The 15,235-nt window shown below is 77.4% G+C and carries 9 protein-coding genes and 1 pseudogene; 7 read left to right on the forward strand and 3 right to left on the reverse strand.

The window, feature by feature from the left end; genetic code table 11:
• The 5 genes and pseudogenes from ABD323_RS16900 to ABD323_RS16920 form a co-directional block, all read left to right on the forward strand.
• Positions 1 to 3,022: pseudogene (locus ABD323_RS16900) on the forward strand (hypothetical protein); the annotation flags it as partial.
• Positions 3,019 to 4,212 (forward strand): AAA family ATPase, encoded by a 1,194-nt coding sequence (locus ABD323_RS16905; RefSeq protein ID WP_344442437.1) that lies wholly within the window; start codon positions 3,019 to 3,021, stop codon positions 4,210 to 4,212. The pseudogene ABD323_RS16900 and the gene ABD323_RS16905, both read left to right, overlap by 4 nt.
• Before the next feature lie 5 nt (positions 4,213 to 4,217).
• The gene (locus tag ABD323_RS16910; protein WP_425556030.1) at positions 4,218 to 7,943 is read left to right on the forward strand and encodes a DUF5682 family protein; all 3,726 of its coding nucleotides are present in this window, start codon (positions 4,218 to 4,220) and stop codon (positions 7,941 to 7,943) included.
• Positions 7,940 to 8,353 (forward strand): hypothetical protein, encoded by a 414-nt coding sequence (locus ABD323_RS16915; RefSeq protein ID WP_344442439.1) that lies wholly within the window; start codon positions 7,940 to 7,942, stop codon positions 8,351 to 8,353. Before ABD323_RS16910 ends, ABD323_RS16915 begins: the two co-directional genes overlap by 4 nt.
• Before the next feature lie 6 nt (positions 8,354 to 8,359).
• A complete protein-coding gene (locus ABD323_RS16920; protein ID WP_344442441.1) occupies positions 8,360 to 9,952 on the forward strand; it encodes a hypothetical protein in 1,593 nt (530 codons plus the stop codon).
• Positions 9,953 to 10,028: 76 nt separating this feature from the next.
• On the opposite strand, the gene ABD323_RS16925 is transcribed toward ABD323_RS16920, so the two are convergent.
• Positions 10,029 to 11,246, reverse strand: coding sequence for an MATE family efflux transporter (locus ABD323_RS16925; RefSeq protein WP_344442442.1), 1,218 nt, complete (start codon positions 11,244 to 11,246; stop codon positions 10,029 to 10,031).
• Between the two features lie 84 nt (positions 11,247 to 11,330).
• Entirely contained in the window at positions 11,331 to 11,561 is a 231-nt protein-coding gene (locus tag ABD323_RS16930) for a hypothetical protein (RefSeq protein WP_344442443.1), read from the reverse strand.
• Between the two features lie 100 nt (positions 11,562 to 11,661).
• Here ABD323_RS16930 and ABD323_RS16935 point away from each other — a divergent pair, with 100 nt between their 5' ends.
• A complete protein-coding gene (locus tag ABD323_RS16935) occupies positions 11,662 to 12,282 on the forward strand; it encodes a hypothetical protein (protein WP_344442444.1) in 621 nt (206 codons plus the stop codon).
• A 273-nt stretch (positions 12,283 to 12,555) separates the two neighbouring features.
• Positions 12,556 to 13,467: an SMP-30/gluconolactonase/LRE family protein gene (locus ABD323_RS16940; protein ID WP_344442445.1), complete on the forward strand. Its 912-nt coding sequence runs from the start codon at positions 12,556 to 12,558 to the stop codon at positions 13,465 to 13,467.
• A gap of 4 nt (positions 13,468 to 13,471) precedes the next feature.
• On the opposite strand, the gene ABD323_RS16945 is transcribed toward ABD323_RS16940, so the two are convergent.
• Positions 13,472 to 15,220 carry a TIGR03767 family metallophosphoesterase gene (locus ABD323_RS16945; RefSeq protein ID WP_344442446.1) on the reverse strand — a complete coding sequence of 583 codons (1,749 nt, stop codon included), beginning with the start codon at positions 15,218 to 15,220 and terminating at the stop codon, positions 13,472 to 13,474.
• Positions 15,221 to 15,235 lie beyond the last annotated feature (15 nt).

A 15,235-nucleotide genomic window follows, 5' to 3' on the forward strand; every position in this document is an offset into this window, starting at 1 on the left:
CCCGGCCGGCGGGCCGTCGGGCGCGGGCGAGCCGGTGGTCCACCCGGAGCACTGCCGGCTGCTGCCGCTGCCGCCCGAGCTGGCCGGCACCCCGCTCGGCGCCGACGGGACGGTCCTGGGCGGCGTGCTCTGCTCGCAGGACGGCCGGGTGAGTTTCCACGGCGTCGACGGGCGCAGTGTCAGCCTGCCCTCCCCGTACGCGACCCCGGGCGACCGCCCGGTGGGCCGGCTCGACCTGCCCGGCGGCGCCGCGCTGATGATGATCATGGGCCATCGCGGTCTGAGCCTGGGCCCGCTGGAGGGCACCGGCGCGATCGCCGAGCGGCTCGCCGAACTCACCGCGCTGCACCCCGGCCACCTGCACGCGGCCGGGACGGCGCTGGTCCCGCCGCTCGACCACTGGCACGCGCTGCGCCCGCGTGACGAGGCCGGCTCGCGCCTGCTGCGCGAGGTGACGGACGACGGCGCCGCCGCGCTGACCGAGGCGGCCCGGCCTGCGCCGGGCGAGCGGCAGGCCGAGTCGAACCCGGCGGCGCACCGGGTGGTGCGGCGGCCCGGCCAGGGCGCGCGGCGGTGGGCGGCCGGCGGCGACGTCGAGGCGGTGCTGGCGGTGGAGGAGACCGGCAGGCTGCTGCCGGGACTGAGTGACCGTCAGCTGGTCAACGGCGTGGCGGGGCTGGTCCGGCTGGCCGCCGACACCGCGGCCCGGGCCGCGCGGTACGCACCGGCGGCCGAGCCCGAGGCCGGCGCCGGGGCCGGCGGGGTGTCCGCGGCGGGCTCCGGCGCGGCCGGGGGTGGCGGACTCGCCGACGCCTGCCCGCCGGGCGGGCAGGACGAGCGGCTGCAGGCGGCCGTCCAGAGCGCGCTGGGCTCGCTGCTCGGCGGCGTCGACGGGTTCGGCAACACCTGGAACCGCACCGGGGAACAGGGCTGGCGGGTGCTCGGCAACCTGCGCGCGGTCGGCGAGTTGTTCGCGGGTGCGGGTGCGGGTGCGGGTGCGGGTGCGGGTGGCTCGGAGGGGTCGGGGGTGCCGCAGGCGGCGGACGCCGTGGCGGTGACCGGGGGGTGGACCACCGATCCGCAGCCGTTGCGGCTGCCCGGCGACGCCTCGTACCACGGCTGGGTCCGGCTGCTGGGCCGGGCCGGACTGCTGGCGCTGGGCGCGGCCTCGGCCGACACCGGGGAGCAGGACCGTCAGGCGCTTGTCCTGCTGCTGACCGAGCTGGCCCGCGGCCCGCTGCTGGGCCTGGGCCCGACGCTGCGGGTGGTGACGCTCTCGGAGCGCTTCGACACCGCGCGGCGCTCGTCCGCCGCCGTCGCCGCCGGTCGGGTCGGCCAGGTGCTGCGGCACGGGGCGCGGACCGTCCTGGTGCTGGCCTGTCGGCAGTACGGCGAGCACCTGCACTGGGAGGCCGTCGACCACGACCCGTCCGGGGAGTTCACGGCCGTCGCCGGCTTCGGCGTCTGCGAGGAGCGGCGGGTGCACGAGGAGCTGACCGCCGGCTGGGTCGGCGCGTTCCTCGACCTGCTGCGGCTGCACGGACCGCTGCCCCGGCGGCCCGAGCAGGCCGTGGAGTTCGGCGCGGCCACCGGCATCGGCCGGGCCCGCGCGGCGATCCTGCTGGCCAACCCGTCCGGCCTCACCGGCTGGTCGCGGGACTTCCTGACGGCCGACCAGCTCGCCCGGCTCGACCTGAAGCCGACCACCGCCCAGGCGGCCCGGGACTGGCTGCGCGCGGTGGACACGGATGACCGGGCGGCGGTGCTCACCGCGCTGGTGCCGGCCGACCCGGCCGAGCTGTGGAGCAGCGGACTCGCGGCCGGCGCGGCCGCCCGCCGCTGGACCGAGCGCCGCGGCGTGCTGGTGACGCTGCCGGAGGACGCGCAGGCGGTCACCGGGGCCACCATCGGCTCCGTCGAGGAGGTGCTCAACCCCGGGCTCACCCCGTGGATCTCCGGTACCACCCGACAGCGGGTGGTGTCGACCGACCGCGGCGCGCAGCTGGTCGCCGAGGACCCCGGTGCGCTGCCCGGCGGCGGCCGGCTCGCCGGCGCGGTGCGCGCGCTGCGCTGGCTGGCCTACCAGCTGCCCTCCGAGGACGGGCTGCGCGCCCTGCTGCCCGCGGGGCTGGCGGCGCTGCGCGCGCGGCTGGCCGACCCCGACCTGCTGCTCGCGCTGGAGCTTGGTTCCACCGTGCCCGGCAAGTCGCTCGCCGCGGTGCTGCGCGAATCCGCCGGGCTGCCGGCGGTCGAGGGCGACCCCGCCACCGGCGGAGCCGGCGGCCCGGGGACGGCGCGCGGCGAGGAGCTGGTGGAGTGCGGACCGGCGGTGGTGCTCGCCCCGGGGTGGTACGGCGAGCAGGCCTACCTGCGGCCGGCCGCGCTGCAGGGTCCGCAGGACCCGCTGCTCGACCTGCTGGACTCGGTGGCGGGCGGCTACTACGTCCAGCGGGAGCTGCGGGCCGTGCGGGCGCTGCTCGGTGAGCAGCTGCCGCGCCTGGTGGCGCCCGGCACGGACGGGGTCGGGGCGCAGGGTGCCGGCGTCGGTGCCGGTGCCGGTGTTTCGAGCTGGGCGCAGAACCCCGAGGTCAGCGTGCCCGAGCTGGTCGCCGAGGTGGCCCGGGCCACCGGGCTCGGCGCGGACGCCGCCGTCCTCTACCTACAGGTGCTGGCCCTGCCCGACCCGACCGACCGCAACACCGCCCGCTGGACGGGCTGGAAGCCGACCCGGTTGAAGCGGGCCCGCTCCGAACTCGCCGCCACCGAGCTGGTCATGGAGGCCAAGCGGGCGCGGGCCGGGCGCAGCCTCTTCCTGCCCGGCGGCTGGCAGGAGGCCAAGGCACCAGGGCTGCCGGTGGAGATCTGGAAGGCGGCTCTCTACCCGCTCTCGACGGGGGACATGATCCTGCCGTTCCTGCCGCCCCAGGAGCTGTTCGCACTCGCCTGGCAGCGGATAACCGACGGCGACCTGCCCGGCTACGAGCAGCTCACCACCAACCACCGCACGAGAGGCCGCCGATGAGCCCCGCCACCACCCCCGCCGACGGTACGGCCGCCGACGGTTCGGCCGCTGCCGGTACCGCAGGCGCCGTCGCCGCCGAGCGCCAGATCGCACTGCCCGAGGACCGGTACGCCGCCGAACTGGAGTTCCTGGCCGGCTACGACACCGGCCCGCGGCCGCCCGGCTGGCGGCTCACCCCGCGCGCGGTGGTCACCTTCGTGCTCGGCAGCGGGGGCGAGAAGCTCAAGCACGGGCGCCGCAGCCTGGCCGTGGAGACGAAGTTCGTCGGCGAGCGCGCGCTGGTGGAGCGGTGCGTGGTGACCCTCGCCGGTGAGCGCGGCCTGCTGCTGGTCGGCGAGCCCGGCACCGCCAAGTCGATGCTCTCCGAGCTGCTGGCCGCCGCCGTCTGCGGCACCAGCGCGCTGACCGTCCAGGGCACCGCCGGCACCACCGAGGACCAGCTCAAGTACGGCTGGAACTACGCCCTGCTGCTCGCCAAGGGGCCCAGTCGCGAGGCACTGGTGCCCTCGCCGGTGCTCACCGCGATGACCACCGGCGCGGTGGCCCGGGTCGAGGAGGTGACCCGCTGCCTGCCCGAGGTGCAGGACGCGCTCGTCTCGCTGCTCTCCGAGCGGCGGATCGCGGTGCCGGAGTTGGCCGGCGGCGAGGACGGCCAGCTGCACGCCCGGCCGGGCTTCACCCTGATCGCCACCGCCAACCTGCGGGACAAGGGCGTCTCCGAGATGTCCGCGGCGCTCAAGCGCCGCTTCAACTTCGAGACGGTCGGCCCGATCGGGGACCTGGGGGCGGAGGTCGAGCTGGTGCGGCGGCAGTCGATGGCCGCGGTCGCCCGCGCCGGCGCGCCGTACGGGGTGGACGACACCGTCCTGGAGGCCCTGGTGACGGCCTTCCGCGACCTGCGCACCGGCCGATCGGCGGAGGGCTGGGACGTCGAGCGCCCGTCCACCGTGATGAGCACCGCGGAGGCGGTCTCGGTGGCCACCGCGCTCGGCGTGACCGCCGCCTACCTGGACGGCGGCGACATCCTGGGCCGACTGCCGGGCCAACTGGTCGGCGTGGTCCGCAAGGACGACCCGGCGGACACCGCGCGGCTGCTCGGCTACTGGGACGGCCCGGTCCGCCGACGGGCCGAGCAGGGCGCGGCCACCTGGCGCACCCTGTGGGACCTGCGCCCGGCGCTGGAGGGCTGACCGCCGTGAGCACGGATGTCCGGGCGCTGGTCGCGGGCGCGGTCGACCGCCTGGCCGCGGCCGGGGCCGCGACCGACGGGCCGTACCTGATCGGGGTGCGCCACCACGCCCCGGCGCTGGCGGCCGTGCTGCCCGCGCTGCTGGCGGCGGCGCGGCCCGAGGTGCTGCTGGTCGAGCTGCCCGCCGAGTTCCAGTCCTGGCTCGACCCGCTGGCGGACGAGCGGACCACCGCGCCGGTGGCGCTCGCCGCCGCGAGCGCACGGGAGGGCGCGGGGCCGGCCTTCTACCCGTTCGCGGACTTCTCGCCGGAGCTGGTCGCCCTGCGCTGGGCGGCCCGCCACGGGGTGCCGGCCGTCGCCTGCGACCTGCCGCTGGCGCTGCGCGGGGAGGATCGGTGCGCGGCGCCGGCGGCGGGTGCGGGAGGGGGAGGTCCGTGGGCGGCGGGTCCGGGGCTGGGGGACGCGCTGCGGCGCCGGCTGACCGGCCGCCCGGACGAGGACCTGTGGGACCGCCTGGTGGAGGCGCCGGCCCCCGGCAGTACCCCGGAGGCCGTCCGCCGGGGCGCGGTGGCGGTCGGCTGGGCCCTGCGGCAGGACGCGGAGCGCGGCGGCCCGGACGGTGACGGAGCGGGCGGGGCCGGCGGGGGTGTCGATCCGCTGGACCTGCGCCGCGAACAGTGGATGCGCGAGCGGATCCGGGACGCCGCGGTGGGCGGGCGGCGGGTCGCGGTGGTGATCGGGGCCTTCCACGCGCCGGCGCTGCTGGACGCGGTGACGACCGTGGAGCAGCCGGCGGCGGAGGGGGCGGGGGAGGAGCAGGTGGTCTCGCTGGTTCCGTACACCTACCCGCTGCTCGACTCCCGTTCCGGCTACCCGGCCGGGATCCGCGACCCGGAGTGGCAGCACACCGTCCTGGAGGCGGGTGGTGACGCCGACCGGCTCGCCGGCGCGCTGGTCGCCACGGCCGTGCGGATCTGCGGGGCGCTGCGCGGCCAGGGCCACCCCGCCGGGCCCGCCGACGCGCGGGAGATCGTCCGGCTGGCCGGCAACCTGGCCCGGCTGCGCGGGCTGCCGGCGCCCGGCCGCGGCGAGCTGGTGGAGGCCGTGCAGACGGTGCTGGCGCAGGGGGAACCGCTCGGGCGGGGGCGTGCGGTGGCCCAGGCCCTGGAGGAGGTGCTGGTCGGCCACCGGACCGGTCGCGCGACCCCGGCGGCCCCCCGTAGTGGCCTCGGCCCGGCGGTCCAGGCCGAGCTGGCCGAGCTGGGCCTGCCCGGCCCCGCCGGCTCGGGGGGGACGGCTGGGCCGGGTGGGACGGCCGCGGGCGCGTCGATGGGCGCGTCGGCGGGCGTGACGGCGACGGCGACCGCGGGCGGCCGGGAGCTGCGGCTCGACCCGCTGCGCAGCGCGCTGGACGCTCGCCGCGAGCTGCTGCTGCACCGGCTGGAGGTCTGCGGCGTCCCCTACGGCGAGCGCCTCGCCGTGGCGGGAGCGGGCGGTGGGGAGGCGCTCGGCTCGCGCTGGCGGGTGCGCTGGTCCCCGGCGGTGGCGGCCATGCTCGGCGTCGCGGGGCTGCGCGGGGTGACCCTCGCGCAGGCCGCCGAGGGCACGCTGCGCGAGCGGCTGCGCCGTGAGGAGGAGAGCGGCGGCTCGACCGCCCGTCAGATCATCGACGGCCTGGCCGAGGCGGCCGGCTGCGCGCTGCCCGCGCTGAGCGGGACCCGGTTGGCCCAGCTCACCGAGCAGCTGCCGGCCGTCGCCGGCCTGCCGGACCTGCTGGACGCGCTCGCCCTGCTCGACCGGCTGGCCGCCGGGCACCTGGGGTCCCCGGCCCCGGGCGGCCCGCTCGCGGGTGGCACCGGCGGCGGGCCCGGTCCGGTCGCCGCGGCCGTCGAGGCGCTCACCGTCGCCGCGGTCCGTGGACTGGAGGGCCTCGGCGGCTCGGACGACCCGGCCGACGCGCGGGCCCTGCTGGAGTTCGCCCGCCGCGCCGACGTACTCGGCGGCGTGCGGCTGGACCACACCCTGCGGACGCTCGCCGACGAGGGGTCACCGCTGGTGCGGGGTGCGGCCGGTGCCGTGCGGGTGCTGCTCGGCCGGCAGACCCCCGCCGCCTTCGGCGGGCGGGTCGCCTCCTGGGTGGACGGCGCCACCTCCCCGGACCGCCGGCAGGCGCTCAGCCGCGCCCTGAGCGGGCTGCTCACGGCGGCCGAGGGCCTGCTGGACACGGCGCCGACCGCGCTGGAACCGCTGCTCGCGCGGGTCGGCGAGCTCGCGGACACGGCCTTCCTGGACCGGCTGCCGGCGCTGCGCGGCGGCTTCGAGACGCTGAGCCCCGCGGCCCGGGGGCGCCTGCTGACCCTGGTCGAGGAGCGGCTGGGGGTGCGCGTGGACGCGCTGCCGGCGGACATCGACCCGGGCGTGCTCGGCCGGTGGTCGCGGGCCGACCTGATGGTCCGCCAGGTGCTGGTGGACAAGGGCCTGCTGCCCGCGGGCGAGGTCGACGCGCGCGAGACCGGGGTGCTACCGGAGGCGCGGGCGGTGGCCGCGGCTGGGCCGCGCGATCCGGCCGGGTCGGCGGGACCGTCGCCGGTGTCGCCGGTGGGGTCGTCGTCGGGATCGTCGGCGCTGCCGATCGCCGACCGGTGGCGGTTGGTGCTGGGCCGAACCGGTGACGGCGGCGGCCTCGGCGGGCGGGCCGCCCGGCTGGCCGCCGCGCTGGACGAGCTCTACGGCAGCGGACGCGGTGAGGGTTCCGGCCCCGACCTGACCGGCGGCGGCCGCGGCGGCCGGGAGGCACCCTACCCCGGCGTGCGGGCCTGGTCGCAGGAGCTGGCGGCGCTCTTCGGCCCGGGCATCCGCGAGGAGGTGCTGGCTGCGGCCGCGACGCTCGGGCGCACCGACGTGCTGGAGGCGCTCTCCCCGCAGGCCGTGCGACCCTCGGTCGACCTGCTCCGCACCGTGCTGCAGCACGCCGGTGCGCTGCCGGAGGCCCGGCTCGCCGCGCTGCGTCCGCTGGTGCGCCGCCTGGTGGACGAACTCGCCGCCGAGCTGGCGACCACCCTGCGCCCCACGCTGACCGGGTTGACCCTGCCGCGCCCCAGCCGGCGGCCGGGCGGCCGGCTCGACCTCGACCGCACCATCCGGGCCAACCTGGCCACCGCCCGGCCCGGTCCGGACGGCGCCACGCTGATCGTCCCCGAGCGGCCGGTCTTCCGGATCAGGGCCGGCCAGGCCAACGACTGGCGGCTGATCCTGCTGGTGGACGTCTCCGGCTCGATGGAGGCCTCGACCGTCTGGGCGGCGCTGACCGCCTCGATCCTGGCCGGCGTTCCCACGCTCACCACGCACTTCGTGGCCTTCTCGACCAGCGTGGTCGACCTGAGCGGCCAGGTCGCCGACCCGCTCGGCCTGCTGCTGGAGGTCACGGTGGGCGGCGGCACGCACATCGCGGCCGGCCTGCGGTACGCGCGCACGCTCGTCACCGTGCCGTCCCGCACGCTGATCGTGGTGGTGAGCGACTTCGAGGAGGGCTACCCGCTCGGCGGCCTGCTCGCCGAGACCCGGGCGCTGGTCGGCGACGGCTGCCGGCTGCTGGGCTGCGCCGCCCTGGACGACAGCGGTCAGGCGCGCTACGCCAACGCCGTGGCCGAGCAGTTGGTGGCGGCCGGCATGCCGGTGGCGATGCTGAGTCCGCTGGAGCTGGCCCGTTGGGTGGGGGAGAAGATCCGTTGACCGAGCGACTGGACGAGCAGACGGTGGAACAGCCCGGGACGGTGGGTCAGCCCGGGACGGCGGGGCAGCCGACCGACCCGCGGGCGGAGACCACGGACGGGCCCTGGCCCTCGGTGCGGCCGGAGGTGGTCGCGGAGGTGGTGGCCGCGCTCTCGCCACGGTTGCAGAAGCGGCTCGACGGTGCGGCCGCCAAGGTCGCGGGGCGGCCCGCCGTGCGGACCGGCGACGAGTGGCGGATCCTGCTGGACGACGAGGTCGCCCTGGTCCTGCACGCGCCGGGTGGCGTGGTGCGGGCGGCCGACGCCGTCCGCTGCGGCTGCCTGCTGGCACCCGCCTGCGTGCACCGCGCCGCGGTGCTCTCGGCGGCCCGGCTCGCCACCGACGAGCCGGAGGGGGCGGCCGAGGCGTAGACCGGGGTGACGGGAGACGGCCCGTCCGATGGCCCGACGGCGCAGCCGGCGACCGGGACGACCGGCGGGGTCGACGCGGCGCCGGGCCCCGAGCCGTTGACTCCCGCCGAGACCGCGGCCGTCGCGCGACTGCGGCAGCGGGCCGCGCAGGCCCTGCCCGCCGGGGTGAGCGGTGCCGGCGCCGTGCCGCAGGCCGAACTGCTGCGCTCGGCGCACCAGGCCCGGCTGCTCGGCCTGCACCGTCCGGCCGCGCTGGCGGCCACCGTGGTCACCGGCCTGCGGGCCGCCCGCGCCGCCGAGCCCGACCACCGCCTCGCGGACCTGGTGGCCGCCTACCGCGAGCTGCTGGAGACCTGTACCGCGCTGCTCGGCCCGCTCCCCGCCGCCGACCTGCGCGGCACCGCGCGGCAGAGCTACCGGGAGGCGGGCGGTCTGCGGCTCTACGGCCTGTGCGCCGAACCCGTGGTGACGGCCACCCACGCCGGGGCCGCGGTCTGGCTGGTGGACGGCGAGGGCAGGCTGGCCACCGTCGCCGACGTCCTGCCGCACGGGGACCACGCCGAGGCGGCCGAGCTCGCGCAGGCCGCCTCGGTGCGTCCCGTCCGGCTGGGCGACGCCTCGCTCTCGCACCGCGAGCTCACCCGCGCCGGACTGGTCGTGCAGGGCGCGACCCGGACGGCGACCGGGCGGCTCGGGGCGGGCGCCGGCGTCCGCGCGGTGCGGGCGGCCGGGGCCGGGTGGCAGCAGTCGCCGGCCGCCGGGCTCTGGGCGGAGCCGGTCGCCGCTCAGGTGGAGCGAGCGCTGCGGGCCGAGCGGGTCCCGTTCGAGGTGCGTCCGGCCGGGTCGGACCTGCTCTTCCTCGACGTCACGGTGCGCGGACCGGTCGTCGCCGCCGGCGGCGCGCACCTGCTCGCGGACTGCGCGGGCCTGCCGGTGGCGCTGCTGCCGGGGCACGAGCACCCCAGCCTCGCCTACCGCGCCAACCTGGCGCTGCTGGCCGCCGCCCCCAGCCTGCGCCTGCGGGTGATCGGCCGGCTGGAGCGTGCGGCGACCGCGCGCCCGCGCCTGCTGGCCGCGGGTCCGGCGCCGCAGCAGGCGGGCGGTGCGGACGGCGTGGACGGTGTGGCGGACGGGACGCGGGACGGCGCTGCGCTGCGGTTGACGGCGGAGCGGCTGGGCCGGGTCAGCCTCGGGCTGGAGCGGTTGCAGCACGCCGACCTCCCGGCCGGGGACGCGGCACCCCTCGCGCCGGGCGTGGCCGTGGAGGCGGCGGCGGGGTCGGAGGCCGGGGCGCTGCCGCCGGTGCACCTGCTGAGCCGGCGGGTGGCGCAGGTGGTGACCGGCGGACGCCGGGCGCTGACGCCGAGCGGTGCTCAAGGAGGCGACGAGGCAAGGGCGTTGCGCGAGACGGGCCTGGGCACGGCGGCGCAGCTGCTCACCGCGCTGCGGGCGGCCGCGGTGGACCAGGACCGGGACGTCTTCGGCCGGCTGCGCACCGACGACCACCTCGGCTTCGCCCTGGCCTGGCTGGCCGCCGCCTGCTACCAGGAGGAACTCGCCAACGCCCTGTGCGCCGCCGCCTGGCAGCAGCCCGGCTGAACGCGCGCGCGTCCGCCGCCGCCTGGGGGTCCTCGACGCGGGCGCACCGCACCGGGTGCACCCGCACCGGGCGGCGCTACGCCGTCGCCAGGCGGCTGCTGTGCCGGTGGAAGGAGAGGCTCTTGCTGAGGGTCTGCAGCACGTTGGCCGCGATCAGGCCCAGCCAGAGCGCGCCCAGGCCGCCGAACTCGACCAGGGGCACGGCCGCCAGGGCCAGCGCCCCGAACCAGACGCAGGTGGAGAGCAGGCTCGGCAGGGTCCGCCGCAGTCCCACCAGCCCGAAGCCGGCCACCGCCTGCAGCGCGTCGGTGGCCACCGCCACCAGGACCAGCGGCAGCAGCTCCAGCACCCGCCCGCGCACCGACGGGTCGCTGCTGAAGACCGGCACGAGCTGACGGTGCGCCAGCGCCAGGGCCGCGCCGAGCACCGTCACCGCCCCCAGCGCCACGCCCATCCCCACCCGCACGCAGCGCCGGGCCCGGGCCGGATCACCGGCGGTGACGGCGACGGCGATCAGCGGCACCGTCGCCTGCCCGACCGCCACCGCCACCGTGTACAGCAGGTTGGACAGGGCGACGCAGACCGTCTGCACGGCGGCGCTCGCCGCGCCCAGCCGGGCGGCCGCGAAGGTCAGCACGCCCATCACCGCGAACTTGACCAGCACGGTGCCGGCGAGCGGGATCCCCACCCGCGCCTGCCGCATGATCCCTCGCAGCTCCGGCCGGCCCGGGAGGGTCGGCAGGCCGCGCAGCACGTCCACCCTGCGCAGGGCCAGTTGGGCCGCGATCCGGCCGACCAGGGTGGCGCCCAGCAGGGAGAGGCCGGCGCCGGTCAGGCCGAGGGAGGGGATCGGCCCCACGCCCCGGACCAGGGCGAGCGACAGCACGACCGCCGTCGCGGTGCCGCACAGTCCGGCGCGCATCACCTGGCGGGCCCGGCCCAACCCGATCAGGACGGTGGTGGCCGTCGATCCCAGCGCGCTGACCAGCACGCCGGCCGCCAGCAGGGCGGGGAAGCAGACTCCCAGCCGCTCGGTGGCGGCGGGCGGCGCGCCGGTCGCCACGGCGATCAGCGGCACCGCGGCGACCACGGCCGCCCCCAGCACGCCCACCCCGTACCCCAGCCACCGGCCGCCGCGCACCACCGGGGCGAGCGCGGCGGGATCGTCACGGTGCGCCGCCACGAAGGGGATCACGCCACGCTGGACGCCGGCCAAGGTCGCCTGGACCGGGCCGAACACCGCGATCCCCAGCGCGAACGCGGCCAGCGAGCCGGTGCCCCTTCTTCCTTTCACGCTCGGCTCGCCTGCGGGCGCTGGGTGCCGGTGCCGACGCTCCTCGCTCCGGCACTCGCTTCGCTCGCTTGTCGCTCGTCGCTTTCAGCACCGGCGCGCCCTCCGGCTCGCTCGCTGGGCGTCGCCCAGCAGGGCGGTGTCGACGAGGGCGGCGAGGGAGGAGACCATCATGGTGAGGTAGACCGGCCCGGCCGTCGCGAGGAGCTGCGCGGTCAGGCTGCCGGCCCCGCCGGGCTCCCCGCCGCCGCCCGCGCCGGATCGGTCGGCGGCCCGTCCCGGTGGGGCCGGGTGGTGTGCCGCCTCGGTTCGTCGCATCGGATCCTCGTCCCCGTAGCGTTCGGTTTCCTGGTGCGTCCCGCGTCCCGGCGTCCCCGCGTCCGGTCGTGGACGATCCTAGAACCGGTACGGTGACGCCGTGACAGGTGATCAGAGAACGGGTGAGGGTGGCGGCGCCGACTGCGCGCCGCGGGCGGGGAAGTACGCGCGCGTCGAGCGGGAGCGCCGGTTCCTGCTGGCCGCCCCGCCGCCGGCCGCGCTCGTCGTGGCGACCCGCAGGATCACCGACCGGTACCTGACCGGCACGCGCCTGCGGCTGCGCCGGGTGGAGCACCTGGAGAGCGGGGAGCGCCAGGAGAAGCTCACCCAGAAGATCCCCGCCGACCGGTCCGGCCCGGTCCAGGGGCTGATCACCAACACCTACCTGTCCCGCGCCGAGTACGACCTGCTCGCCACGCTGCCCGCCGCGGTGCTCCGCAAGACCCGCCTGAGCATCCCGCCGCTGGGCGTCGACGTCTTCGACCCGCCGCTGCACGGCCTCGTCCTCGCCGAGGCCGAGTTCGACACCGACGAGGCGGCCCGCTCCTTCCGCCCGCCGCCGCAGAGCATCGCCGAGGTGACCGACGACCCCCGCTTCACCGGCGGCGGCCTCGTCCGCGCCGACCGCGACCAGCTGCGCGGCTGGCTGGCCGAGTACGGGATCGACGCCGACGCTGATGCCTACCCCGACGCCGACTCCACGCTGCGCGCCGGCGGTTGAGGACGCGCGGCGGCGGCGGGGACCGTGACCCCTCGGTCCGGCCGCCACCGCGTCCACGGTCACCGGGTGCGCGCCGGTGGGCAGTTCGACGCCGGCGGCCCGGCGGGCAGGTACGGTTGCGAGTCCGGGCCGGCCCGCCGACGACGTGCTGCGGCGCCGACGACGTCCTGGTGCAGCTGCTCGACTGACGGCGCGTCATCCCGCCGGGGTGCCCGTCCCCGTCCCGATCCGTCCCCCGATCCGTCCCACCCCGATCCGCCCCGAGGAGCCGCCGTGCACGCCGAGCCCGTCGACCGCACCCCCCACCTGACCCTGGGCGAGGGACCCACCTGGGACGCCGTGGCCCAGCGGCTCTACTGGATCGGGATCCCCGACCGGCGGGTGCAGTGGCTGGAGCCGGCGACCGGCCTCCAGGGCGCCCGCACCCTGGACACCATGCCGGGGACGCTGGCGCCCTACCGGGACCGTCAGGTGGTGCTGGCGACCGCCCGGGGTTTCGAACTCCTGGACACCGAAGCGGACCCCGAGGCCGCCGACACCGACGCCGACGCCGACCCGGCCCCCGAGCAGGCGCGCACCACCCTTGTCGCCCCCGTCGAGACCGACCGCCCGGACCGGCGGATGAACGACGGCAAGTGCGACCCCTACGGCCGCCTGCTGGCCGGCACCATGCAACTGGAGGAGCCCCGCCGCCCCGGCTCGCTCTACCGCCTGGAGCCGGACGGCACGGTGCTCCCCGTGCTGGACGGTCTGGCCATCCCGAACGGCCTGGCCTGGCCCGAGCCGGACCGGCTCTGGTACATCGACACCCCGACCCGCCGGATCGACCTGTTCGCCTACCCCGAGCACGGCCCGGTCGGCCCGCTGATCCGCTCGCTGGACGTCTCGCACCTGCCGGGCTGGCCGGACGGCATGACCCTGGACGCCGACGGCAACCTCTGGGTCGCGTTCTGGGACGGCGCGGCGGTGCACTGCCTCTCGCCGGCCGGCCGCCTGCTGGCCACCGTGGAGCTGCCGGTGCCGCGGGTCACCAGCTGCGCGTTCGGCGGCGCCGACCTGGACACCCTCTACGTCACCACCGCGAGCAGCCCGGACGCGGCGGCGTCCGGGCTGCTCTTCAGCGTGCGGGGAGCGGGCGGCGGTCGGCCCGCCCAGCCGTGGGCGGGCCTGGCGCCCGGGCGCTGAGGCCTCAGCGCCCCGGCTTGGCCAGCACCAGCTCGGTGTTGTGGTCCAGCGCGGTGCCGAGCTTGGCCGCCGGGGTGGCGTAGAGGTCGTTGAACGACAGCTCGCGGTAGAGCGAGGCCAGCCCGGCGTCCGAGGTGTCCTGGAAGTCCGTGGCGTACGGCGCCGAGGACTCGATCAGGGTGGTGAAGAGCGAGATCGTCCCGTCGCCGTTGTCGGCCAGCTCGATGATCCGGGCGTGCTGCGGGAAGTCGATGTGCGAGGCGGTGTTGATCTCCCAGAAGGCGCGCTCGGGCACCGCGTGGCCGTGCGCGGTGATCCGGTTCTCGTGGCTGTGGCCGTTCACCCAGGCGACCACGTTCGGGTAGCGCTGCAGCAGCGCGACCAGCTCGTTGCCGTCGTGCCGCTTCTCGAAGAGGTGGCGCGGGTCGGGCAGCAGGTTGCCCATGGTGGTGCTGGTGTGGTGGCTGAACAGGACGATCAGGTCGCCGCCGCGGCCGTTGCGCACCGCGTTGCCGCTGGTGTCGTACCAGTGCCCGCTGTGCGCCTGCAGCTGCTTCTCCAGCCAGCTCAGCTGGGCACTGCCGATCGAGCCGTCGGCGAAGCCGGCCGCGTTGGTGGTGTCCAGGCTGATGCCGAGCACGCTGTCGGAGATCCGGAAGGCGTAGTACAGGTTGCCGCTGGCGACCGCGTCGGAGCTGAAGCCGTGGCCGTAGGGGCCCGCGCCGGTGTGCGCCGGGTTGAGGTGGGCCTGCGCGAACTCCTTGGTGGTGAACGGCTTGCGGCGGGCGTCCGGGGTGATCTCGCGGACCGCGTCGGCGTCGGTCAGCAGCCGGCCCAGCTGCAGGACGGCGCCGGCCGGGTCGTGCTGCAGCTGGGCGGCCAGCTTCGCGGCGTCGGCGTCGTTGCAGCCCTCGATCTTGCGGTCGCCGGTGTAGATCGAGTTCAGCAGGCCCAGGTCGGGCAGCGTGCCCTCGATGCTGTCGTCGTGGTTGCCGACCGTGGTGTACCAGGGCGTCTTCAGCCCGGGGGCGTCGAAGGAGCGCCCGGCGGCGCCGAGGAAGCCGGGGATCTGCGGGAAGCCCTTGGCCTTGTAGCTGTCCTGGTAGCCGAGCTCGGGGTTCCAGTAGGCGGCGCTGCCGGAGTTCTGCACGCCCTCGTAGCGGTTCGGGTCACCGCTGTTCGGCGTGATCCGGCCGCCGCTCATCACCGTGAGGTACCAGTCGAGTTCGAGCTGCTCGTGGTTGTCGGTGTTGTCGCCGGTGGCCATCACCAGGCTGAACGGCAGGCCGGTGTACGGGCCGGTGGCGATCGCGTTGACCCGCTCCACCAGCGCCGAGGCGCCGCGCACGGTCAGCGTCTCCTGCGGGCGGTGCGCGGCGCCGTTCCAGCGCGCCAGGTACTCGAAGCGCATCGGGGACTCGGTGTCGCACAGGTGCATGTCGGTGAACTGGACGAAGCTGGCCAGCCCGGTGCGGCGGTCGTCGCGCCCGGTCTGCGGGCCTGCCAGCTCGCCGCGGACCACCAGCGGCCAGCCCGGGCCGGACAGCAGCCGCTGGTAGCCGGCCGCGCCGCTGGGGGTGGCCACCTGCTCCAGCGTCGTCCCGCCGATCCGCACCGCGCGGGTGGCGGTGCGTGCCAGGGCGCGGTCGATCTCCGCCGCGGAGGCGAAGGTCGCGCCGGCCAGCGAGAGTGCGGCCCCGGTGGTGGCGGCGCCTGCGCCGCCGAGGAATGCGCGCCGACTGAACGAAGACATGGGATCCCCTCCTGA

Source organism: Kitasatospora nipponensis (assembly GCF_039528135.1).
Taxonomy (GTDB): domain Bacteria; phylum Actinomycetota; class Actinomycetes; order Streptomycetales; family Streptomycetaceae; genus Kitasatospora; species Kitasatospora nipponensis.

What these genes read in the sequence shown, in the direction of transcription:
- ABD323_RS16930 (WP_344442443.1), bottom strand. Translation starts at nt 11,561, where the DNA reads ATGCGACGAACCGAGGCGGCACACCACCCGGCCCCACCGGGACGGGCC.
- ABD323_RS16945 (WP_344442446.1), bottom strand. Translation starts at nt 15,220, where the DNA reads ATGTCTTCGTTCAGTCGGCGCGCATTCCTCGGCGGCGCAGGCGCCGCC.
- ABD323_RS16905 (WP_344442437.1), top strand. Translation starts at nt 3,019, where the DNA reads ATGAGCCCCGCCACCACCCCCGCCGACGGTACGGCCGCCGACGGTTCG.